25 protein-coding genes and 1 pseudogene are annotated in these 23,961 nt (G+C 36.5%); 20 read left to right on the top strand and 6 right to left on the bottom strand.

The features are described 5' to 3' along the window. The 5 genes and pseudogenes from hutU to AC1M36_RS22955 all read left to right on the top strand — a co-directional run. The gene (hutU, locus tag AC1M36_RS22935) at nt 1-1,659 is read left to right on the top strand and encodes a urocanate hydratase (RefSeq protein ID WP_336453066.1); all 1,659 of its coding nucleotides are present in this window, start codon (nt 1-3) and stop codon (nt 1,657-1,659) included. Between the two features lie 13 nt (nt 1,660-1,672). Beyond that, nucleotides 1,673-2,944, top strand: a complete 1,272-nt coding sequence (gene hutI / locus AC1M36_RS22940) for an imidazolonepropionase (RefSeq protein ID WP_336453065.1) — start codon at nt 1,673-1,675, stop codon at nt 2,942-2,944. After that, entirely contained in the window at nt 2,923-3,891 is a 969-nt protein-coding gene (hutG, locus tag AC1M36_RS22945) for a formimidoylglutamase (RefSeq protein WP_336453064.1), read from the top strand. The genes hutI and hutG overlap by 22 nt, the downstream gene beginning before the upstream one ends. A gap of 184 nt (nt 3,892-4,075) precedes the next feature. Next, on the top strand, nt 4,076-5,203 hold the full coding sequence (locus AC1M36_RS22950) for an alkene reductase (RefSeq protein ID WP_336453063.1): 1,128 nt from the start codon (nt 4,076-4,078) through the stop codon (nt 5,201-5,203). Between the two features lie 87 nt (nt 5,204-5,290). After that, nucleotides 5,291-5,635, top strand: a pseudogene (locus AC1M36_RS22955) (FMN-binding glutamate synthase family protein); the annotation flags it as partial. Between the two features lie 105 nt (nt 5,636-5,740). Here AC1M36_RS22955 and AC1M36_RS22960 read toward each other — a convergent pair. Continuing rightward, a complete protein-coding gene (locus AC1M36_RS22960; RefSeq protein WP_336453062.1) occupies nt 5,741-7,282 on the bottom strand; it encodes a BA3702 family sensor histidine kinase in 1,542 nt (513 codons plus the stop codon). A 277-nt stretch (nt 7,283-7,559) separates the two neighbouring features. Between AC1M36_RS22960 and AC1M36_RS22965 the strand changes: the two genes are divergently transcribed. Next, entirely contained in the window at nt 7,560-7,928 is a 369-nt protein-coding gene (locus AC1M36_RS22965; protein WP_336453061.1) for a VOC family protein, read from the top strand. 27 nt (nt 7,929-7,955) lie between these two features. Here AC1M36_RS22965 and AC1M36_RS22970 read toward each other — a convergent pair whose 3' ends face one another. After that, complete coding sequence (locus tag AC1M36_RS22970; RefSeq protein WP_336453060.1) at nt 7,956-8,765, bottom strand: YitT family protein; 810 nt, start codon at nt 8,763-8,765, stop codon at nt 7,956-7,958. 148 nt (nt 8,766-8,913) lie between these two features. Between AC1M36_RS22970 and AC1M36_RS22975 the strand changes: the two genes are divergently transcribed. From AC1M36_RS22975 to AC1M36_RS23020, 10 genes are all read left to right on the top strand, one after another. Further along, entirely contained in the window at nt 8,914-9,717 is an 804-nt protein-coding gene (locus tag AC1M36_RS22975) for a protein phosphatase 2C domain-containing protein (RefSeq protein ID WP_336453059.1), read from the top strand. A 14-nt stretch (nt 9,718-9,731) separates the two neighbouring features. Then, nucleotides 9,732-10,190, top strand: coding sequence for a peptidoglycan recognition protein family protein (locus AC1M36_RS22980; protein ID WP_336453058.1), 459 nt, complete (start codon nt 9,732-9,734; stop codon nt 10,188-10,190). Nucleotides 10,191-10,205: 15 nt separating this feature from the next. Further along, nucleotides 10,206-10,454, top strand: coding sequence for a DUF2164 domain-containing protein (locus tag AC1M36_RS22985; protein ID WP_336453057.1), 249 nt, complete (start codon nt 10,206-10,208; stop codon nt 10,452-10,454). Nucleotides 10,455-10,770: 316 nt separating this feature from the next. Then, the gene (locus AC1M36_RS22990; RefSeq protein WP_336453056.1) at nt 10,771-10,974 is read left to right on the top strand and encodes a hypothetical protein; all 204 of its coding nucleotides are present in this window, start codon (nt 10,771-10,773) and stop codon (nt 10,972-10,974) included. Nucleotides 10,975-11,214: 240 nt separating this feature from the next. After that, nucleotides 11,215-12,642, top strand: coding sequence for an amino acid permease (locus tag AC1M36_RS22995; RefSeq protein ID WP_336453055.1), 1,428 nt, complete (start codon nt 11,215-11,217; stop codon nt 12,640-12,642). 138 nt (nt 12,643-12,780) lie between these two features. Then, nucleotides 12,781-14,400, top strand: coding sequence for a long-chain fatty acid--CoA ligase (locus AC1M36_RS23000; RefSeq protein WP_336453054.1), 1,620 nt, complete (start codon nt 12,781-12,783; stop codon nt 14,398-14,400). Between the two features lie 190 nt (nt 14,401-14,590). Next, entirely contained in the window at nt 14,591-15,166 is a 576-nt protein-coding gene (locus tag AC1M36_RS23005; protein ID WP_336453053.1) for a biotin transporter BioY, read from the top strand. A 233-nt stretch (nt 15,167-15,399) separates the two neighbouring features. Next, nucleotides 15,400-16,863, top strand: a complete 1,464-nt coding sequence (locus tag AC1M36_RS23010) for an acyl-CoA synthetase (RefSeq protein WP_479846227.1) — start codon at nt 15,400-15,402, stop codon at nt 16,861-16,863. Further along, on the top strand, nt 16,856-17,959 hold the full coding sequence (locus AC1M36_RS23015; protein ID WP_479846228.1) for an acetyl-CoA C-acyltransferase: 1,104 nt from the start codon (nt 16,856-16,858) through the stop codon (nt 17,957-17,959). Before AC1M36_RS23010 ends, AC1M36_RS23015 begins: the two co-directional genes overlap by 8 nt. A gap of 151 nt (nt 17,960-18,110) precedes the next feature. Next, nucleotides 18,111-18,554: an NUDIX hydrolase gene (locus AC1M36_RS23020; RefSeq protein ID WP_336453050.1), complete on the top strand. Its 444-nt coding sequence runs from the start codon at nt 18,111-18,113 to the stop codon at nt 18,552-18,554. 49 nt (nt 18,555-18,603) lie between these two features. Here the strand turns inward: AC1M36_RS23020 and AC1M36_RS23025 are convergent, their stop codons facing one another. Then, a complete protein-coding gene (locus tag AC1M36_RS23025) occupies nt 18,604-19,806 on the bottom strand; it encodes an alanyl-tRNA editing protein (RefSeq protein WP_336453049.1) in 1,203 nt (400 codons plus the stop codon). 137 nt (nt 19,807-19,943) lie between these two features. Here AC1M36_RS23025 and AC1M36_RS23030 point away from each other — a divergent pair, with 137 nt between their 5' ends. After that, on the top strand, nt 19,944-20,336 hold the full coding sequence (locus tag AC1M36_RS23030; protein ID WP_098492203.1) for a hypothetical protein: 393 nt from the start codon (nt 19,944-19,946) through the stop codon (nt 20,334-20,336). 77 nt (nt 20,337-20,413) lie between these two features. Next, a complete protein-coding gene (locus AC1M36_RS23035; protein ID WP_336453048.1) occupies nt 20,414-21,655 on the top strand; it encodes an MDR family MFS transporter in 1,242 nt (413 codons plus the stop codon). A 131-nt stretch (nt 21,656-21,786) separates the two neighbouring features. Here AC1M36_RS23035 and AC1M36_RS23040 read toward each other — a convergent pair whose 3' ends face one another. Beyond that, nucleotides 21,787-22,167: an Hsp20/alpha crystallin family protein gene (locus AC1M36_RS23040; protein WP_336453047.1), complete on the bottom strand. Its 381-nt coding sequence runs from the start codon at nt 22,165-22,167 to the stop codon at nt 21,787-21,789. Between the two features lie 247 nt (nt 22,168-22,414). Beyond that, nucleotides 22,415-22,558: a small acid-soluble spore protein P gene (locus AC1M36_RS23045; RefSeq protein WP_000414451.1), complete on the bottom strand. Its 144-nt coding sequence runs from the start codon at nt 22,556-22,558 to the stop codon at nt 22,415-22,417. A gap of 116 nt (nt 22,559-22,674) precedes the next feature. Here AC1M36_RS23045 and AC1M36_RS23050 point away from each other — a divergent pair, with 116 nt between their 5' ends. Further along, entirely contained in the window at nt 22,675-22,938 is a 264-nt protein-coding gene (locus tag AC1M36_RS23050; protein ID WP_174103786.1) for a hypothetical protein, read from the top strand. Between the two features lie 47 nt (nt 22,939-22,985). Then, nucleotides 22,986-23,711, top strand: a complete 726-nt coding sequence (locus AC1M36_RS23055; RefSeq protein WP_336453046.1) for a polysaccharide deacetylase family protein — start codon at nt 22,986-22,988, stop codon at nt 23,709-23,711. 34 nt (nt 23,712-23,745) lie between these two features. Here AC1M36_RS23055 and sspO read toward each other — a convergent pair whose 3' ends face one another. After that, nucleotides 23,746-23,895 carry a small acid-soluble spore protein O gene (sspO, locus tag AC1M36_RS23060; protein WP_336453045.1) on the bottom strand — a complete coding sequence of 50 codons (150 nt, stop codon included), beginning with the start codon at nt 23,893-23,895 and terminating at the stop codon, nt 23,746-23,748. Nucleotides 23,896-23,961 lie beyond the last annotated feature (66 nt).

A 23,961-nucleotide genomic window follows, 5' to 3' on the forward strand; every position in this document is an offset into this window, starting at 1 on the left:
ATGGAAAACGTAAAACAAACAATTCGCGCGCCAAGAGGTATGGAATTACAAACTAAGGGTTGGATTCAAGAGGCAGCTCTTCGTATGTTAATGAATAACTTAGATCCAGAAGTAGCTGAAAAACCAGAAGAATTAGTTGTTTACGGTGGTATCGGCCGTGCAGCTCGTAACTGGGATAGTTATCATGCAATTGTTGATTCGTTAAAAACTTTAGAAAGTGATGAAACGTTACTTGTTCAATCTGGTAAACCAGTTGCCATTTTTAAATCACATGAAGATGCACCACGTGTTCTTCTAGCAAACTCAAACTTAGTACCAAAGTGGGCAAATTGGGATCACTTCCGTGAACTAGAACAAAAAGGCCTTATGATGTATGGACAAATGACAGCTGGTAGCTGGATTTATATCGGTACACAAGGAATCTTACAAGGAACATACGAAACGTTTGGAGAAGCGGCACGTCAACACTTTGATGGTTCATTAAAAGGTACGTTAACACTTACTGCTGGTTTAGGAGGTATGGGTGGTGCACAACCTCTTGCTGTTACGATGAACGGTGGGGTAGTCATTGCAATTGATGTAGATAAGCGCAGCATCGATCGCCGTATTGAAAAAAGGTATTGTGATATGTACACAGAATCTTTAGAAGAGGCGCTAGCTGTTGCGAAAGAATATAAAGAGAAGAAAGAGCCAATTTCAATTGGGCTATTAGGAAATGCTGCAGAAATTTTACCAGAGCTTGTAAAACGTAATATTACACCAGACTTAGTGACAGATCAAACGTCTGCTCATGACCCATTAAACGGCTATGTTCCAGTAGGCTATTCATTAGAAGAAGCGGCAAAACTTCGTGAAGAAGATCCAGAACGCTATGTACAATTATCAAAAGAAAGCATGAAAAAACATGTAGAAGCGATGCTTGCGATGCAGGAAAAAGGTGCAATCACATTTGATTATGGTAATAACATTCGCCAAGTTGCTTTCGATGAGGGATTACAAAATGCATTTGATTTCCCAGGATTCGTTCCAGCGTTTATTCGGCCATTATTCTGCGAAGGAAAAGGACCATTCCGCTGGGTAGCACTTTCTGGTGATCCAGAAGATATTTATAAAACAGATGAAGTTATTTTACGTGAGTTTGCAGATAACGAACATTTATGTAACTGGATTCGCATGGCACGTCAGCAAGTTGAGTTCCAAGGTCTTCCATCACGTATTTGTTGGCTTGGTTATGGAGAACGTGCAAAATTTGGTCGTATTATCAATGAAATGGTTGCAAACGGTGAATTATCGGCACCAATCGTGATTGGTCGTGACCATCTAGACTGTGGATCAGTTGCATCTCCAAACCGTGAAACAGAAGCAATGAAAGATGGCAGTGATGCAGTGGCAGACTGGCCAATTTTAAATGCATTAATCAATAGTGTGAACGGTGCAAGCTGGGTATCTGTACATCACGGTGGCGGAGTTGGTATGGGATATTCACTTCACGCTGGAATGGTTATTGTTGCAGACGGAACAGAAGCTGCAGGAAAACGTATTGAACGCGTATTAACTTCTGATCCTGGCATGGGTGTTGTTCGTCACGTTGACGCGGGGTACGACTTAGCTGTTGAAACAGCGAAAGAAAAAGGCGTTAACATTCCAATGATGAAATAAGGAGGAAGAAAACATGCTGGACATTTTACTAACGAATATCGGTCAATTGTTAACAATGGATCAAGAAGATGGCTTGTTAAGACAGGAAGCGATGAATACGCTTCCTGTTATCGAAAATGGTGCAGTTGGTATTGAAGACGGTGTAATTACTTTCGTTGGCACAGCGGAAGAAGCGAAAGGGTTACAAGCAAAAGAAATCATTGATTGCGAAGGGAAAATGGTTTCCCCAGGTTTAGTTGATCCTCATACACATCTTGTATTTGGTGGGTCTCGTGAGAATGAAATTGCTCTTAAGTTACAGGGAGTACCGTACTTAGAAATTTTAGAAAAGGGCGGCGGGATTCTTTCGACTGTGAATGCAACGAAGCAAGCGTCGAAAGAAGAGCTTGTGCAGAAGGCGAAATTTCATTTGGATCGTATGTTATCGTTCGGAGTCACAACAGTAGAAGCGAAAAGTGGCTACGGATTAGATGATGAAACAGAGTGGAAGCAATTAGAAGTTACGGCACAGCTTCAAAAAGAGCATCCAATTGATTTAGTTTCAACATTTTTAGGAGCACATGCTGTTCCGAAAGAGTACAAAGGAAAATCAAAAGAATTTTTACAATGGATGCTAGATTTATTACCAGAGATGAAAGAAAAACAATTAGCGGAGTTCGTTGATATCTTCTGTGAAACAGGGGTATTCTCTGTAGAAGAATCGAAAGAGTTCTTATTAAAGGCGAAAGAACTTGGTTTTGATGTGAAAATTCATGCAGATGAAATTGATCCACTTGGTGGTGCAGAAGCGGCAGCAGAAATTGGTGCGGCATCAGCAGACCATTTAGTTGGAGCATCAGATAAAGGGATTGAAATGCTCGCAAATTCAAATACAGTTGCAACATTACTTCCAGGAACAACTTTCTATTTAAATAAAGAAAGTTTTGCACGTGGACGTAAAATGATTGACGAAGGTGTAGCGGTTGCTTTAGCGACAGATTTTAACCCAGGTAGCTGCCCGACTGAAAACATTCAGCTGATTATGAGTATTGCAATGTTGAAACTAAAAATGACACCAGAAGAAGTTTGGAATGCTGTAACAGTTAACTCAGCATATGCGATCAATCGCGGCGATGTTGCGGGGAAAATTCGCGTTGGACGTAAGGCTGACTTAGTTTTATGGGATGCATATAATTATGCATATGTTCCTTATCATTACGGTGTGAGTCATGTAAATACAGTATGGAAGAATGGTAATCTTGCATATACAAGAGGTGACAAAGCGTGGAGCAAGGCCACTATTTAAAGAAAAATGCAAAGTTTATAGATCGTGAAGTAACGAAATGGAGCGATATGATTCAAGTTTGGGATGGGGAAGAAATCTTTGGAGCGGCTTTAATTGGTGCGCCGCTCTCTAAACCTTCTATTAGTCATTCAGGTGCATGTTTTGCACCGAAAACCATTCGCACAATGCTAGATGCATATAGCACATACGCAATTACAGAAGAGCATGATATGAAAGAAAGTGTCTTGTATGATTGTGGCGATATTACAATGCATGTAACAGATATAAAAGAAAGCCATGCTCGCATCGCCAAGACGGTTAGTCATTTGACGAAAGTGAATCCACAAATGGTACCGATCGTTCTTGGAGGAGATCATTCCATTAGTTTTCCTAGTATAAGTGGGTTTGCAAGTAGTAAAGGAAAGGTTGGTATTATCCAATTTGATGCGCATCATGATTTACGTAATCTAGAAGATGGAGGACCATCGAATGGAACGCCGTTTCGTAGTTTACTAGAAAATGATGTGATTACAGGGAAGCAGCTTGTTCAAATTGGCATTCGTAATTTCTCAAATGCTCGTACGTACCATGAATATGCAAAAGAGCATGGTGTGACGGTGTATACAATGAAGCATGTTCGAGAGATAGCGATTAAAGATATAATTACAGAAAGTATTGAAATCTTACGTAGACAAGGGGTTACAGCTATTTATGTGTCTGTTGATATGGATGTATTAGATCAGGCATTTGCACCAGGATGTCCAGCAATCGGTCCAGGTGGCATGGACAGTACGACGTTACTTGATGCGATTACGGCACTTGGTCAAGAACCACTTGTTCAAGGTATGGATATTGTAGAAATCGATCCAACGCTCGATTTTCGTGATATGACGAGTCGTGTGGCTGCTCAGGTGATTATGAGCTTTCTGCTAGCCAGAGAAACGATTAGTAAGCAAGTTAGCATATGAAAAAAGAAGTCTCTCCTTATTTGGAGAGGCTTCTTTGTATTGTTTTATATATGAATATTATATGATAAGAGCTTATAAATTGACGTACGAGTTGGTAAGAAATTATGATTCATATATGAAATATTTTAAAAGTTATTGTGAAAAATTGAAGGCTTAATTACAAAAAGGTATAGGGGGAATCAAAATGACAAATGAAAAGAGCAAAACAGCAAGTATATATGAAGGTACGAATATAAATAATTGGGGATCATTTCAAAATGTGGAAGAAACGAAGTTATTTGATCCAATTCAAATTGGTGCTTGGTCTCTTCGTAATCGTGTGGCAATGGCACCGCTGACTCGTTGTTTTGCTGATGATGAAACAGGAGTAGTTGGGGCTGATGTAGTCGAGTATTACCGGAAACGTGCAGCAGATGGTGTGGGTCTAATCATTACAGAAGGAATTGTAATTAGCCCAAGAGCGAAGGGGAATCCAGGTGTTCCAGGTCTTTATACAAGAGAACAAATTGAGTCTTGGAAACCAGTAACAGAGGCGGTACATAAAGAAGGTGGAACCATTATTGCACAAATATGGCATGTAGGGCGTATGAGTCATCATGAATTAACAGGTGGATTCTTACCACAAGCACCTTCAGCTATAGCAGCACAAGGAAATGTCCCGCGTTTTCGAAAGCCATTTGATACGCCAGAAGCAATGACGATAGAAGAAATTCAAGAAACGGTCGAACAGTATGCGCAAGCTGCTAGGAATGCGATAGAAGCGGGCTTCGATGGGGTAGAAATTCATGGGGCACATGGGTATTTAATTGATCAATTTACTTATGAATTTGCGAATCATCGAAAGGATCAATATGGCGGAGACTTAAAACAAAGGTTAACGTTTATGAAAGAAGTATTACAAGCTGTTATAAGTGCGATTGGTGCAGATAAAACGCTTATTCGTTTTTCGGCATTTAAAGGTGATAATCCTAGCTATATGTGGGAAGATCCTGAAACAGCAATTCAAACTTTCGTAGAGATGTTCCATGAAGTAGGATTAACGATGATCCATCCTTCAACAATGAATTATACGCAAGTGATAGCTGACGGAAAAAACTTGCATCAGTTAGTTCGTAAATATTGGAATGGCATAATTGTAGGAGTGGGGAATTTAAATCCAAAAGAGGCAGAAGAAGCACTACAAGAAGGAGCAATTGATGTAGCAGCATTTGGTAGACCATTGATTGCTAATCCGGATTTTGTGCATCGTGTTAAGCATGGGGAAAGTTTAGAGGAATACGATGCAAAGCAGCATCTTGCTACATTAGTATGAATAATAATAAAAGAAGAGCACATAAGGTGTTCTTCTTTTATTGTGTAAGAAAAAATATTAGAAAATGGTCTGATAGGAGGAGCGAAAGTGAATGAAACGCTACTCGTTATTATTAGTATATTACTATTGTTATTAATACTTTTTATCACCTTTTTTATGGTTACATTTTTTATAAAGAAACGAACTCATCACTCTCTCTTAAAACTTCATCCGTACTTAGGAAGGATGCGATTTTTACTGAAGAAGATAGGACCTGAATTTCGGCAGTATTGGTTTGATAATGATACAGATGGAAACCCTTTTTTACGTTATGATTTTCAAAGTGTAATGTTTTTAGCGAAATATCGATCTGAAGTTCTTGGTTTTGGTTCAAAGCGGGATTTTGAGGCATCTGGATATTATATTACAAACGCTTTGTTCCGAATTTTTACAGCAAAAGCGATTCATCGTGAGTTTAAAGAAATGGAAACAATACTTGAACAAGCAACAGAATGAGATGTGATAGATTATGATATAAAAGAGTAAATGGTTTTCCATTTACTCTTTTTCTATTTCGTAATTATGCCTAGGTGGGGAAATAGGTAAGTAAATATCTACAGTTGTTCCCTTATTTAATTTACTTGAAATTTGTAGCTTACCGTGATGTTCTTCGATAATTTTATAGCACATCATTAAGCCTAGTCCAGTTCCTTTTTCTTTTAAACTATAGAAAGGTTCACCTAAACGAGAAATACGATCTTTTGGAATGCCACAGCCCTCATCTATAATACGGATTAAAATGAATTTTTCACCCAATTGCTTTGTTTGAATGAAAATATTCCCCCCGCGAGGCATAGCTTCAATCGCATTTTTTAGTACATTAATAAAGACTTGCTTTAGTTGATTACCATCACATTGAATTTCTGGTATGGCAGAAAGGTGATCCATAATAATATGTGTACTATGCATGATGGCAGTAGGCAAAATAAAGGTTACAACTTCTTCAATTAATGACTGGATTTGACAAGAGTGAATAGAGAGTACCTGTGGTTTTGACATTGCCATAAATTGGCTTGTGATTGATTCCATTTGCGAAATTTCACTTAACATCACATCTATATACCATTTGTTTTGTTCATTAATCTCGGGCTTTAATAATGTTAAGAATCCTTTTAACGCTGTTAATGGATTTCTTATTTCATGAGCGATTCCTGCTGTTAATTGTCCAACTACCGCTAATTTTTCAGATTTTCGTAGTAATTTTTCGGTTTCCTTCAATTCAGTAACATCCCTACCCATAACAATGAGCCCTTTACGTGAACCATCAGGGTGGAAGAGTGGTACTTTTGAAAGATCTAAAATAATATTAGATGTACTTTTATGTATGATAAATTCTTCACCATGAATAATTTGTTTTTTTTGCCATGCAAGTTCATCAATTTCTTCGCAATGTAAAAACGCTTCACGATATGCCTCATTATACTGAATGAGTTCACTATCTTTTTTTCCGTGATACGGAACATCATGGAAATCAAAGCAAGAAAGAGCGTAATCGTTTGCTTCTAGCCAGCGCCCTTCATGATCTTTAAAAATAACAAAGGCAGGCATTGAGTCCATTAATGTACGCAGTCGTTTTTCGCTTTCTTTTAACATTTTTTCGATTCTTTCAGATTTCTCGAGCGGCTTCATAATTGCATATACACCAGAAAGTTGATTTTGAATAAAAATAGGAACTAATTTTGTAACTACATCTATTTGATATCCATCTTTATGGCGGGTAGAAATTATGTATTCTTCTTGATTATCAGTTGTAGTATTTTTTATATATTGCAGTACTTGGTCAGAAATATGTGCTTCTATAATAGAGGTAATTGTTTTTCCTTCTAATTCCTCTGAAGTATATCCAAATATTTTTTCCGCAGAGGGATTAATGTGTAATATGATTCCTTGTAAGTTCAATGAAATAATACTATCAGGATTATGTTCGAAAAGGGATGCATACATTTCTGTTAATGAATAATTTTGTGTATGATTTCGCAAACGACGAGGTATGACCGAATGACGATTTTTTTGAATAAATGAGAACTTTTTACGACTCATAACTTTTCCTCCGTGCAGTTAGCATCTAAAACAGATTCAATAACCTATTATAAATATAATATATGAAAAACGTTATATATTTCTATAAAAAACAAAGTTACAGAATAGCATGTGTTTTCGTTCTTTTTAATTGGTTATGATTACAACACCTTCTCTATTATAAAACAAACAATATGCATATGGCTGTTAAGTAAATCTTATGGGATTCCATAAGATTGATATAAGTTATTTTTTTAGCTATATACAATAAAATAAAAATATAAAGGGGGAGGGGCATATGACAAGTTATATTCAAGGGATTGATCATGTACAAGTAGCAGCACCTGCAGGGTGTGAAGAAGAGGCGAGAGATTTTTATGGATATAAAATCGGTTTAGAAGAAATTCCAAAACCTGAAGAATTAAGAAAACGTGGTGGTTGTTGGTTCCGTTGTGGAAATCAAGAAATTCATATAGGGGTAGAAGCAACTTTTTCTCCGGCTAAAAAAGCACATCCAGCTTTTTATGTTCACAAAATTGATGAATTTAAGCAAAGATTAATTGAGCAAGGGATTCAAGTCATAGATGATCATGCTCGCCTGGATGTAATTAGATTTTATGTTTTCGATCCGTTTGGGAATCGACTAGAATTTATGGAGAATAAATAAAAAACTAGGTGGAGTTCCACCTAGTTTTTAACTCTTTCTAAACAATCCTAATACTTCAACAGTCTCTGTAATATTAACGAATGCTTGTGGGTCAATTTCAGAAATGGCTAGTTTCATACCAGCAAGCTCTTCTCGTGAAACAACAGTCATAAGCACACGCTTTTTTTCACTTGAGTACGCACCTTCACCATCAAGAAGTGTAATTCCACGTACAACCGTTGAAAGAAGTTTCTTTTTCATTTCTTCAGCTTGATTTGTTACAATCATAAGTGTAACTTTACGATGTTTCGTATGAACAGCATCGATTACTTTACCTGTTACATAGATTGAAAGTAAGCTCGTTAATGCTACATCCCAGTCAAAGAAAAATCCAGCAATGATAACAACGACTGTATTTAAAATAATGAGGAAACCACCAAGTTTAATATCTCTTTTGCGAGATAATAGCATACCAATAATATCAAATCCGCCCGTAGAACCATAACAATTAAAGACAAGACCAATTCCTGCTCCTGCAATTACGCCGCCAAATACAGAAGAAAGAAGCGGATCTTTTGCGACGATTTGTACTGGAATCCAGTATAATGCTGCAGATAATACGACAACAGAGACAACTGTATTAAAAATTACTTTTTTTCCAAGACCTATGTATCCTAAAATAAGAATAGGTAAGTTTAATGCAAAGTTAATAATTCCTGTGTTTACAGGGGTTACAATTCCTAAGATAATAGCAATTCCGCCAATTCCACTACTTAAAATCTTGTGGGGGATAAGGAAAAGATTAAAGGCAACTGCAATAATGATAGAACCAATAATAACTCCAAGAAATCTAACCATCTTTTTCCCGTCCTTCACTAAAAAATCATATTATTTCAAAATTATATATGAAATTGAAAGTTTTAGGGGAAAACAGTTTATTTCGGGAAATTAGACTAATTTAAAAAATCAAATTACTTTTCGAACTTTATTAAAGAGGTGTGAAGCTATGGAAATTAAAACGTATCAACAGAAAAGTCCTTTGAAACAGGAGTGCGAGGATGCCTTTTTTTGTAACGAAGATGTGATGGTATATGGTGTGTGCGATGGTGCAACACCACTTATACCATTTCAAGATGAGAAAGAACATAATGGAGCGTATCTTGCATCTCATTTATTTGCAAGTCATTTTACATCGCTAAAAGAAGTAATAAGTTTACAAGAGGTAATTACAAACGCAAATGAAGCATTACAAGAAAAAATGATAGATTATCAGATTGATACGACAAAGAAAGAACATTTATGGTGTACATGTATTGCTGTAATCCATATAAAGGATAGAAGCATTCAATATGCGCAGCTTGGTGACTGTATGATTGTTGCTACATTGCATGATGGAACGATGAAAGTGCTAACAAAAGATACAGTAAAAGGGATTAGTACACGAGCGAAAAGAAAACGTGAAGAAGATAGAAAAAAAGGACTTCCTGTACCGGAAGAACATCTATTTCATGACAGTAGGCAGCAATTAAAATATAATCGTTATCTTGCCAATATGCCAAATGGGTATTCAGTAGCAAACGGGATGCCAGAAGCAATCCCTTGGATCCAACAAGGAGAATTACCACTTGCTGAAGTGAAAGGAATATTTATTTGTTCGGATGGATTATTCCACCCAGATTGGTCACTTGAACAAACAGTGCAATATGTAAGAGGGCATAGTATAGAGGAATATGTTTCTATAATAGAAGAATTAGAAGAACAAAAGAGGATTCACCCAGATGATAAAACGATAATTATGATTGAGTTGTAAAAGGAGGGTTCGGAATGGAAATTAAACAAGCGAAGTTGAAGTTTCAAGATGAATTGCAGCCACTGCAAAATGTAACAAAACTTATCATTCATCATACAGCTGAAGATGGATGGGATGTGTATAAAACACATGAATTCCACCAAAAGGTAAGAGGTTGGAGCGGTATTGGATATAATTATTTTATCGAAGAAGATGGGACTGTGTTTGAAGGTAGGGGATTATATGTTGGAGCCCATGCAAAAGGATATAATAGTGAAACGATAGGGATTTGCATGGCAGGTAATTTTGATAAATACGATCCAACTTTCGCACAAATAGATTCTTTACATTTGCTATGTAAGAACTTTATGAAGCAGTTTTCTATATGTGAAGAACATATACTGGGTCATCGTGAATTAGAAGGTGTCACAAAAACTTGTCCAGGAACACGTTTTTCTATGGTAGAGTTAAGGGAAATATTATCGCAAAAATAGAGGAGAAGATGAGGCGTGATGAATATAAAAATACCAAATGAAAAGAAAGATGAGCTTGTAGAACAAATTCAGCAGTTTTTTGAAGAGGAAGACTTAGATACAATCGGGCGTTTTCAAGCAGAGCGTTTAATAGAAGAAATGATAAAATTAATTGGGCCATATGCATATAATCAAGCGATTAGGGACGCGAGAAAATTAATTACAGATAAGTTGTCAAATATAGAAGAGGATTTATATGTATTAGAAAAGCAGGATGGTAAGTAAAAGGGCTTTTAATAGGCTCTTTTTACTTATGTTCTTTATGTTCATGTACTCTTGAATTATTGAACTACCCCCACCTACCTCTACAAGAGCTTGAGGTGGGAGATTCTCCTGTCTCTGTCCTCACAAAAACAGTTCCTCCCGTTCAACAAAGAGGATACAACGATATAGAGTTCGATAGTGTCTATATAGAATGTATGAAGGTGCCTCTAATGCTAATTTTCCTTTCAAAATGTAGGAGAGGCAGGGGTTTTTTTGTGGAAGGAAAATGGAAGATTACTGTCGAAGGGAGTAGAAACAGATTAAAGGTGGTGCTCTCATGCAAAAGAAAGAGGTACATACATGTTCTTATTGTGGCTCTAATGATATTGGGGAAGGTGAGTTTGTTGGATATGCGCAAATAAGAAAAAAAGAGACGATGTTTACGTCTTCTCCAGTGGATGCTTATATTTGTACGGATTGTGGAAATATACTTTTATTGAAAGTGCGAAATTATCATAAGTTTAAGCAGAAACCACTATGATACATGAAAAAGAGGAGTATCCAATATTGAATACAAATCGTCTTATATTAAGAGGAATTAGCGTAGGTGATATTTTAGATACATATGAAGAAACCAATAGAGGAGAGTAGCTTGATCAGGTAACTCTCCTCTATTGATTTATAAAAAGATTGAATTTTCTAACAATAAAATTGACAAGGAGTCAATTTCTTTCCTATACTGTTATAAATGTATACAAAATAGATAGAAGTGAGGGAGTATATGAAAAAGAGCGAGGGAGAGTTTCAAAGCATTATAGAAAGAGAGAATGGGTTGCAAAGAGGACTGTCTACGAGGCAGTTATCGATGATTGCGATTGGTGGGGCAATTGGAACAGGTTTATTTTTAGGAAGTGGTATGGCAATAGGATTAGCAGGTCCAAGTGTTTTGCTTAGCTATGGAATAGGTGCAGTTATTGCTTTTTTATTGATGGGGTGTTTAGCTGAAATGACAGTAGCGCATCCAACATCGGGATCATTTGGGGCATATGCAGAGCATTATATTGGACAGTGGGCTGGTTTTACAGTTCGCTATGCATATTGGGCAAGCATTGTAGCTGCGGTCGGAACAGAGGTAACAGCAGTTTCTGTCTATATGAAATACTGGTTCCCAACTGCGCCAGGCTGGATTTGGGTCATTCTTTTTTCAGGCCTACTTATTTTTGTAAATGCTACTAGTGTCAATTTATTTGGAACAATTGAATATTGGTTTTCAATGATTAAAATTATCGCTATTCTAGGCTTTATTTTGTTAGGGGCTTATGTTGTATTTGGTACAAATGCTAATCTTGAAATGGGTGTGCAAAATTACATAAATGATGGAGGATTTTTTCCAAATGGTTGGTGGGGTATGTGGGTGGCTGTTTGTGTTGCTATATTTAGTTACCTGAGTATCGAAATGATTGCTGTTACAGCTGGAGAGGCGAAAGATCCAGAAAAAGCAGTTCCAAAGGCTCTTCGTTCAACAATCTATCGATTAATTATATTTTATTTATGTACATTAGCTCTCATGTTGATGATTGTTCCTTGGAAAGCTGCTGGTGTGGATAAAAGTCCATTTGTTAAAGTAATGGAGTTACTTCATATTACAGGTGCGTCTGGTATCATGAATTTTGTCGTGTTAATTGCAGCATTATCGGCGATGAATAGCCAATTATATATTACAACGCGCATGATGTTTTCATTATCAAGGGCTGGATATGCACCAAAGCGCTTTGGAACACTTAGTAAGAGAGGAGTTCCTGTTTCGGCTTTGTTCTTGTCTACAATTGGAATCGCGTTAGCAACCATAGTTACGATTGTTTCTCCTAATCAAGCGTTCATGTTAATGATGGGAATCTCCATGTTTGGAGCGATGTTCACATGGATGATGATTTTTGTTACTCATTTATATTTCAGAAAAAAGTGGGATGAGAATGGTGGAAGAAAGCTGCCGGTACGTATGTGGGGATTTCCGTATTTTACTATATTAGGTGTGATATTAATGTTGGCAATTATTATCACAACATGGTTTACGGATATGTTTAAAACTACGTTATTGACAGGGGTTCCGTTTCTACTAATGATAAGCATCGGATATATGGTATGGAAGAAAGTCAATGAAAGAAATATAGTCATAGAAAAAGATAGGACATCAAGAGATGTGGAATAAAAAGGTTACTATAACTCAGTTAGAAAATTATTTCCGCAGAAATAATTCAGAAAATACAGAAAAATAAAACTGCTAACCGCGGAAGTTTGGTATAATATCTAAAAAAATGAAAACGCTTTAATGGGAGGTTGGACAAAAATGATGATGAATGTGCCATTAACAATTAGTTCAATGATAGAAAGGGCAGAAAATCTGTTTCCAAAGAAAGAAATTGTTTCGCGTACACATGACACGATTACCACTTTAACATACAAGCAATTAGGAGAGCGAACGAGAAGACTCTCTAGCGCATTGAAGAAATTAGGGATAAAAGAGGGAGAACGAGTTGGAACTTTAGCATGGAATCATCATCGTCACGTGGAAGCATATTTCGCAATTCCGGGTATTGGATCTGTCTTGCATACAATTAATATTCGTTTATCTGCTGGGCATATTTCCTATATTATTGGACATGCAGAAGACCGCATTTTACTTGTTGATGAAGACCTTGTACCTCTCGTTGAAAAAATTAAAGATGAACTATCGACTGTACAAGCATACATCATTATGACCGATAAAAAAGAACTTCCAGAAACTTCTCTAGATCCTGTCTATCACTATGAACAACTTCTTACGGAAGGGGATCCTGATTTCCAATTCTTAAAAGATATTGATGAAAACGCACCAGCTGGCATGTGTTATACGTCAGCGACAACAGGTAATCCGAAAGGTGTTGTATATACGCATCGTAGCACGGTACTTCATTGTATGGCTTTAGGACTCGCGGATACAGCAGCATTATCTGAAAGTGATGCTGCAATGGCGATTGTTCCAATGTTTCATGTGAATGCTTGGGGACTGCCGTTTGCAGCAACGTGGTTTGGATCGAAACAAGTGTTACCTGGCCCGATGTTTACACCGAAAATTTTATTAGAAATGATTCAGAATGAAAAAGTGACGTTGGCTGCTGGTGTGCCAACGATTTGGCTTGGTGTTTTACAAGAGTTAGAAAATAGTGATTATGATCTATCAAGTATGAAACGAATTTTATGTGGAGGCGCTGCTGCACCTAAAAGTGTGATAGCTGCGTTCGAACAAAAACATAATGTTCCTTTTGTACATGCATACGGTATGACTGAAACAAGCCCACTTGTGACGCTTGCACGGTTAAAAAGCTATGAGACAGATTTATCCTACGAAGACCAGCTTGAAATTAGGTCAAAGCAAGGGTATCTTGTACCAGGCGTTGAGATGAAAGTAGTTGGAGCGGATGGAGAAGTAAAATGGGACGGAACTGAAATGGGAGAACTCTGTTTACGAGCACCGTGGATTGCTGCAAGTTATTATAACGATGAACGAACTGTCGAAGGATTCCGTGATGGTTGGTTATATACAGGTGATGTTGTTACAGTTGATGAAGAAGGATGCATTAAAATTGTTGACCGTACAAAAGATGTGATTAAAAGTGGAGGTGAGTGGATCTCATCTGTAGATTTAGAAAACGCTTTAATGGCACATGAGGCTGTATTTGAAGCAGCTGTTGTTGCGGTTCCTCATCCGGAGTGGCAGGAACGGCCTGTTGCATGTGTTGTACAAAAGCAAAAGAGTTCTGTAACGAAAGAAGAATTATATGAATTTTTACGACCGCAGTTTGCGAAGTGGTGGTTACCAGACGATATTATTTTTATGGAGGCGATTCCAAAAACATCCGTCGGAAAATTTTTGAAACAAGCATTACGAAAAGAACTAGAGAATTTGCATAAAGGTAGCGAAAAATAATTTATTAGAAGAGGCGATTCCTGCCAATGGGAGTCGCTTTTTTATATTGAATCATGTTCATTTATAGTGGTTTTAATTGTTAACTGAAATTATAAAAGTGTTGACAATAATACAAGAGAAAAGGTAAGATAACACCAATGATATGTTATCTTATGATAACTTGTAGTTTACAAATGGGAGAAATAAATACATGAATACAAAGAATTTAGTTTTTGTTGCTTTATTTAGTGCAATTATGGGTGTGTTGGGACTAATACCACCAATTGCGCTTTCTGTTACACCTGTTCCTATTACATTGCAATCTCTTGGTGTTATGCTTGCGGGAGGATTACTTGGATCTCGTCTTGGTGCATTAAGTCAAATGGTTTTCTTGTTTGTTGTTGGAGTAGGAGCACCATTATTAGCTGGTGGTCGCGGTGGTCCAGGCGTATTTGTTAGTCCAAGTGCAGGGTATTTAATCGGATATATTGTTGGAGCCTTTGTGATTGGGTATCTTGTAGAGCGTTTAAGCCATGTATCTGTTATAAAAGTATTCTTGATTAATATAATTGGCGGGATTCTAGTTGTTTATGTATTTGGCGTGGCTGTTCAAGCATTTATCATGGATATTTCTGTATGGCAAGCCATTAAAGTAAGTGTCGTATTTTTACCAGGTGATTTTGTCAAAGCTGTGATAGCAGCAATTCTTGTACCTAGATTACATCGTTCATTGAAACATGTGATTACACCTGCTTTAAAGAAAGATAAAATCTCAAACGCTAGTTAAAGAACGTAAGAGACTTTATAACAAAAAGAAACACGTATTAGCGTGTTTCTTTTTGTTATCCCGTATTAACGGGCAGTAATACTCCCGCCTCAAAATTCGGCAGGAGCAAAGAAGTTAGGTGGGAGATAAACTGCCCGTAAAGGCCCGATTGGTGAGGGCTAATAATCAGTAGGGGATGAAGCCCCCTCACTGATTAAAGTTTCACTTTATCTGAAAGGAAAGGATGAATAGTAATGGGAATTACATCGTCTTATAAAAAACATATACAGATACATCCCGATAAAATAGCAATAAGGGAAAAGGATAGAATACTAACATATAAAGAATGGCATGAATCTGTTTGCCAAGTTGCAAATTGGCTTAATAAAGAAAAAACAACGAATAAAACGGTTGCGATTTTACTAGAGAATCGCATTGAATTTTTACAAATCTTTGCAGGTGCTGCAATGGCAGGGTGGGTTTGTGTTCCGCTTGATTTAAAGTGGAAACATAATGAGCTTAAGGAAAGGTTGAAGCTTGCTAATCCATCTATTGTAATTACTGAACAATATAAGATGAGTGAAATACCACTAATAGATGGAAAGGTATTCTCGATTCATGAATATAATCAAATGATAGGTGATCAGTTACATATATACCACTCTTCAGAAAGTGTAAAAAAATGCTCGTTCTATATGGGGTTTACATCGGGGGCAACTGGGAAAGCGAAGGCATTTCTTAGAGCGCAGGATTCTTGGGTTCATAGCTTTGATTGCAATTTACATGATTTCCATATGAAGAATAATGATACGGTTTTGCTTGCTGGTACATTGGTTCATTCTCTTTTTTTATATGGGGCAATAAGTGCGCTATATTTAGGGCAAACAGTGTATCTTGTAGAAAAGTTTATCCCAAATCATGTTCTATCTATATTGGAACAAGAGAAGATTTCAGTAATGTACACCGTTCCAACGATGCTAGAGGCATTATATAAAGAAGAAAGTGTTATTGAACAAGAAATAAAAATTATTTCTTCAGGAGCAAAATGGGAAGCTGAAGCAAAAAGGAAAGTAAAAACCGTATTTCCAGATGCAAAAAAATATGAATTCTATGGTGCTTCTGAATTAAGTTTTGTCACAGCACTAACAGATGTAGAAAGTGAAAGAAAAGCATCTTCAGTTGGAAAGCCATGTCATAACGTGCAAATTCGGATATGTAACGAAAAAGGTGAGGAATTAAAGCAGGGTGAAATTGGAACTGTTTATGTGAAAAGTAATCAGTTTTTTATGGGATATGTACTGAACGGAGATCTTTCTTGTCAAGTTACAGAAAGTGGTTGGATGACTGTACATGATATAGGTTATGTGGATAAAGAAGGATTCTTATATATTGTGGGTAGAGAGAAAAATATGATTTTATTTGGAGGTATAAATATTTTTCCAGAGGAGATAGAGAGTGTATTATCTGCTCATCCGCATGTTGAAGAAATTGTAGTTGTTGGAATAAAAGATGAATATTGGGGCGAAAAACCTGTTGCTATGGTAAAAGGAAGAGCTACGAGACAAGAATTAAAAAGTTTTTGTTTACAACGACTATCCTCATTTAAAATTCCGAAAGAGTGGCATTTTGTTAATGAAATTCCACATACAAGTAGCGGAAAAATTGCCCGTGAAATAGCAAGAAATGTAATTGAGAATCAGGAGATAGTTTATGAATAGAGCGGTCATTGTAGAGGCGAAGCGAACACCGATTGGTAAGGAAAATGGAATGTTGAAAGGATACGAGGTTCAGCAACTGACAACTCCTTTGTTAGCACATTTGAGTAAAGGAATAGAGAATAAAATAGACGATGTAATATTAGGAAACGCTGTTGGGCCAGGTGGAAATGTTGCACGGTTATCGGCACTTGAAGCTGGACTTCCGTTTGCAGTACCAGGTGTAACAATTGATCGCCAGTGTGGTGCTGGGTTAGAAGCGATTCGGATGGCTTGTCACCTTATTCGAGGTGGGGCAGGTAGTTGCTATATTGCTGGAGGGGTGGAAAGTACAAGCACATCTCCCTTTCAGAAGAGAGCTCGTTTTTCGCCTGAGCGTATCGGAGATCCAGATATGGGAATAGCAGCTGAATATGTAGCAGAGAAATATAAAATTACAAGGGATATGCAGGATGAATATGCTTGTTTCAGTTATAAAAGAACATTGGAAGCACTTGAAAAAGGATATTTAAAAGAAGAAATGATTCCAATTTCTTTAAATGTAACGGAGGATGAAACGATAAAATATGGAATGAATTATGAACGAATCATAAAGAGAACAAGACCGGCTTTTTTACAAGGGGGAACGGTAACAGCAGGTAACTCATGCGGTGTAAATGATGGAGCTTGTGCTGTACTTGTAATGGAGGAACAGAAAGCTCATGCACTTGGTTATAAGCCGATTCTTCGGTTTGTTAGTAGTGCTGTCATTGGTGTAAATCCTCTTTTACCAGGTAGTGGGCCTATATTTGCTGTGCGAAAGTTATTACAAGATCAGAACCTATCAATAGACGATGTTGATTACATTGAAATGAATGAGGCTTTTGCTGCTAAAATTGTAGCTTGTGCACAAGAACTACAAATCCCATATGATAAACTAAATGTGAATGGCGGAGCGATTGCTCTTGGTCACCCTTATGGTGCATCTGGAGCGATGCTTGTTACTCGATTATTCTACCAAGTACAAAGAGGAGAAGCAAAGTATGTAATTGCAACGTTAGGTATTGGTGGAGGAATTGGGCTTGCGCTATTGTTTGAGAGAGTAGAGAACCAGAAGTAATCTAGTTTTCTACTTTTTTGGTTTATAGACATTACTTTCATCATTTCCTCCGATTGTGAAACGTATGTTCTTTTTACGGGAGGATTTCAGCTCATAATCTAGAATTATATAGCTTGGAAGCTCAATGGATAAAATGGAAAGAGGAGACTATATGAATCATTTATTACAAGTTCGAGCAACTGGAGTTTTGATTGAAGAAGAAAAACTTTTAATTGTAAAACAAAAAGTTTCTGATCGGAATTGGTCTTTACCAGGTGGGAGAGTAGAGAACGGAGAAACATTAGAAGAAGCAATCATTCGAGAAATGAGAGAAGAGACGGGCTTAGAAACTAGAATTAAAAAGTTACTCTATGTTTGTGATAAGCCAGATGCTACACCATCGTTACTACATATTACATTTTTGTTAGAAAAGGTGTCAGGAGAGATTATGCTACCATCTAATGAATTTGATTATAATCCAATTCATGATGTAAAAATGGTACCAATAACAGAATTAGGTGATTATCATTTTTCTGAGACATTTATCGAACTTATTGAAAAAGGATTCCTTAATGCAGGAACTTATCAAGAATTGAAACAAAATATTGGCTTGTAAGTATATAAAAATATAAAGGGTAGCCTGATGCTATCCTTTATATTTCATTTCAAACTGTTTCTTGTGATAAATGAACAAGCTGAGCTAAAAATTCTTCACCTGTAACAAGCGCTTTTCCACCACCACGAGCATTTTTTTGATTACCGCCGCCTTTACCTTCAATAGTAGGGAGGGCATTTTTTAAAATTGCATTCATGTTTGCTGTTACTGCTTTCCCACATGCAAGAACACATTGTATTTTTTCTTCATTTTCGGTAATAAAGTATGTAATCGAGTGTTCATTTTGTTCGGTAATGATAGCCGCTAATTTCGCAATTTCCTGCATGGACCGATTTGTAAAGACTTTAGAAATGAGTTCTCCGGCATGTATGTCTTTGGATTGTTGCAGTAATTCATTTGCTTCTACGAGTAGTAGCTTTTCGGTCATAGTTTGTAGTGCTTTTTCGTTTTCTTTCTGAGAGGTGAGAAGCTGGGTTACTTTATTTGGAATATCATTTTCATTACTATTTAACAGTTTGGAAACGTCTTTAATAATGTGTTGATGGTGCTCCATTAACTTGAGTACACGCCATCCTGCAACAAAGGTTAAACGGATGCCACCTTTATTTCGCTCCCAATCTATTATATGAATCGGTCCTACTTCACCTGTATATTTTGGATGTGTTCCACCACACCCGTTGTAATCGTAGTTTTCAATGATTACAACGCGAATATCTTCTGTAATTGTTGGTTCTTTTCTAAGAGGTAATTGTTTAGCTTCCTCTAAGTTCATCCATTTAATATGGATAGGATGGTTTTCAAAGACGACTTGATTTGCGATTTGCAGTGCACTATTAGCTGTTTCTATTGAAAGTTCAGGCGTGTCTAAATCAATTGTTACCGTTTCTTTTCCAAGATGAAAACCAATTGTAGGAATATCAAAATGATCCCAAAAGGCAGCAGATAGAATATGCTGAGCGGTATGCTGTTGCATATGATCGAAACGACGCTGCCAATTGATTTTACCTATTACTTCTTTCGTATGTAATTCACTTGAAATAAAATGACGGATTTCGTCATTAACTTCTTCAACATTGATGACGGAAATATCATTTAATGTTCCTGTGTCATGTGGTTGACCGCCACCGTTTGGGTAAAATGCTGTTTCTGTTAAAGTCACATATAAATTTCCATTATTATCATAGTCCTGTTTTATAAGTTGTGCTGTAAATGATTGCTGATAGGCGTCGGTGTAATATATTTTTTGATTCACTGTAGTACTCCTCTCTATATCACTAGTCTCATTGTAAAACAAACTAAATAAGTTTCCTAATATTTCAAAAGAAAAAATCTCTTTTTTAGAATTTTCTTGCTATAATAAGAGAAAGAGCATATACGGGGGTGGATGAAATGCTGTATGAAAATGGTGTGGACAAATTGATTCGTCTCAATACAAATATTTCTGAACTATATCGAGAATTACATGACATGACTCGTACTTTAACAGAATGTAATCGAGAGAGTGTAACATTCGATCGGTTATATGTGAAAGAGTTATTATGGAAAAAGGAAGATGTGTCCGCTATGTACGATCAGCTTCTCGTTCAACTTTGTATCAATGAATGCTTTGATTTAAAAAGTGTCATTACTGGTGAATACAAATATACGTATGAGGAAGTAGAAAATGCAGTTCTTGCATTTAATGAAAAGTATGATGTGAACATCTTAATTAAGGATGTTTGTAAAGAGTTACAGTTTACATATGGTATAGATATGGAGCTATCTAGGACAGCTCGGGTATAAATATAATTTATTATTGAAAAAGGAAAGCAGGTTCTTTGCTTTCTTTTTTGTATGAAATATGGGGAGTAGGTATAGGTATGAGGGGAAAGTTACAACATATTCATCCGCTGGGGATGAGTATTATTATGGGGACGCTATTTGCAAGGTTTGCAACTTCAATGAGTATTCCTTTTCTAGCAATTTATTTGACAACTGTAAAAGATATATCAGCTGCGATGACAGGTGCAATTATTGGAACGAGCGCATTAGTTGGAGTGTTTGCTAGTTTTATTGGTGGGAATTTATCAGATCGATTTGGTCGTAAAACAATAATGATATGGTCTATCGTTATTTGGGTTTTTGTATTTATCGGATTTTCGGTTGCAGACCACGTTCTAACTTTCTTTTTATTAAACGCATTAAATGGTCTATGCCGTTCCTTCTTTGAACCGACATCAAGAGCGTTATTATCTGATTTAACGAAACCGGAGTATCGTTTACTTGCGTATAACTTACGATACGGTGCGATAAATGTCGGTGTGGCAATTGGACCGCTTGTAGGGTTGCAAATTGGAAGCGCGAAATCAACAATGCCGTTTTTAATAGCGGCTGGAGTATACATTGTATATGCGGTGATATTGGCAATGCAATTTAAAAAGTATCAACTGAATGAAAAAACAATGGATACAATAGAACCTGTAACGATGATACATGCAATTCGTATTTTAAGAAAAGATATTGTTTTCTTGGTTGCTTTAGTTGGAATTATTTTAAGTAACAGTGGTTTTTCACATTTTACAACAACAGCCTCTCAATACTTTGCGAACTCTTATGTATTTCAAGATGGCGTGACATTATTCTCATATATGCTAACATTAAACGCAATTACAGTAGTAATTATACAATACCCTGTTATTCAGATTTGTAAGAAGTATACACCACTTGTATCGATTATGATTGGCACGCTATTTGTTAGTGGAGGGCTCATTGGCTTTGGAACCGGAGAATCAATCATCAGCATTGTTCTTTACACGATTATTTTTACAATAGGAGAAGTGTTAATGTTTTCAATGACAGATGTGTTTATTGATGATATTTCAGTCCCACACTTAAAAGGAACGTATTTTGGAGCAATGGGATTTTCAGGGGTTGGTGGTGTAATTGGCCCTTGGTTTGGGGGAGTACTGTTAGATTATTACGGATATCAAAATGGTTTGGCTGTATTTTCGATACTAGCTATCTTTTCAGTTATTGCTTTTCCTATTTTTTTATGGACAAGAAGCTTATTATCTAAAAGAAATCGCACTGTAAATTGCAATATGGAAATTGGAATGAAATAGCAGTTGACGGTAAAGCTAATTGTTTCTTAATCAATCCCTCTATTAGAAGTTTAATTTCATATAAAGCACAGAAAAAACAGGGTAAGAAAAGTTAGCAATAAACTGTTCTTACTCTGTTTTTATATAACGCTTTAATTTGAAAAAAGCACTTTGTTTTCATGCTTATTTGCAACTTCAGTTTTCGAAATGTGTATGGAAAGAAAGCCATTTTCTAAACAGGCTAGCATTTTTTTATAGATAATGTTAGCAGGTAAAGAAATTGTTCGCTGTAAGGATGAATTTTTATGAAAGATATGAATTGTTAGGCCTGTCTCCATCTTGTTTATAAGTACATTTTGTTCTGAAACATTAGGGATATCAGTTTCTAAAATGTACTCTTGATCCGTTTCGCAAAGATCAATGTGGATGTGATTAGGGAAACTGAAGTTGTCATATGAATCAGAGCAAAACTGATCCATCCATTCTTCAAAACCATCAACACGAAAAAGACAATTTTTCTTTTTCTTGCCCATGTAAGACACCCTCCGTAAAGTCTCAATTCATATTATAATATGCATTAAGAAATTAGAGGTGAGAAGCAAACTAGAAAATACGTCGACGGGTTTATCTCGCTATTTGAGGGGCAGTAAGACTCCCACCTCAAAATTCAGCGGAAGCAAAGAAGTTAGGTGGGAGATGTAGAAACCCCCACTAATTAAAGTTTCACTTTATTGCAAGTGGTTTAAGCGAGAAGGACAATGCGTATGCATTGCCCTTCTTTTACATATCATGATGTGCGTGATTTTTTTGTCTTGAATGATTTCGATTTTTTACTTTATGAGACCCACTTAATGGCTCAGGTTGCCCAGAAGGCTGTCCTTTTTTTGTATTTTGACGAATGGATTTGCTATTGTTTTTTTCCATGTTGTCACCTCCCTCTTGTATTTAGAATGAGAGAACTTTGTAAATTTATACGAGAATGTTTTTATGAAAAAAGGTAAAGATAAGTGAGACTAATTATAAAAGAAAGGGGAAAGCGTATGCCGTATCATAAAGATAAACAGCAAGCTTTTCAAGCCGCACAACAAGGAGTCGTGCAAGCGGAAAACTTATATAACAATATTGTGAAAAATGACCCGAATTATGGTCATGATTTAAAACATTTACGACAAGAAGTTCAAGAAGCATATGAACAAATTCAAAATGCATTAGAAGTAGCATCTGAAACGCAACGTCCACAACTTGAGCAGTTTGAAAGTAACTTACAAAATATTATGCGAGATGTGGATCAGTTAAATGATTGAACAGGTTGTTGTATGATTTCAACAACCTGTTCAATCGTAGGGTTAATATGTTGAGAAGAAAAATTTCTATAATCATTATTTGTTTGATTGGTTTCGTACATATATATCACGTGGACAGAGTAGAAGCAAAAATGTTAATGAGAAAAGAATTGGAACCTACTGGTTATGTAACATGGGAAGTACCGAATAACGAAAAACTTATTGCAATTACATTTGACGATGGCCCAGATCCCACATATACTCCTCAAGTACTCAATTTATTGCGACAGTATAAAGCTGAAGCAACTTTTTTTATGATTGGTTTTCGAATTCAACGGAACCCATATTTAGTTAACAGGGTACTTAAGGAAGGGCATGAAATTGGAAATCATACGATGAATCATTTATATGCAAGAGATGCATCTAATGAAAAATTAAAAAATGATATTTTAGAGGAGAAACGATATTTACAAAAATGGGTAAAGGGACCTCTACTTTTTCGTCCACCAGGAGGATATATTAACGATGCGGTATTTGCAACAGCAAAAGAAGCAGGTTATCAAATTGTATTGTGGTCTTGGAATCAAGATCCGAAAGATTGGGCAGACCCAGGTACTGAATCTATTGTGAAGCATGTTGTAACAAATGCTAAAAGTGGTGATATAGTGTTATTGCATGATGGTGGAAGTGATCGAAGTCAAACTGTAGCTGCATTAGAAAAAATTTTGCCGGCCCTTCAAAAAGAAGGGTATCGATTTGTGAAGGTTTCAGAATTATTGCGTTATAAACATTAAAAATCCCAAAAGGAGTACCTTTTGGGATTTTTCATTATTGGTTCTTCTTGCGTTTTTTATTATTTTGACGTTGAGCTGGTGTTAGTGGCTCATTGGCGAATTCCTCATTATAACCAGCTCCTTGTCCCTGTGCTGATGTAGCGTTCATTCCTTGAATGATATGATTTGCTTTACGTTTTCCCATTTGTAGTCACCCCTATAATATTTTCTTAACAAAACAAATAATGAGCTGTTCATTACATGTATGAAC

The sequence above is a fragment of the Bacillus sp. Medicinal_06 genome, assembly GCF_056711665.1.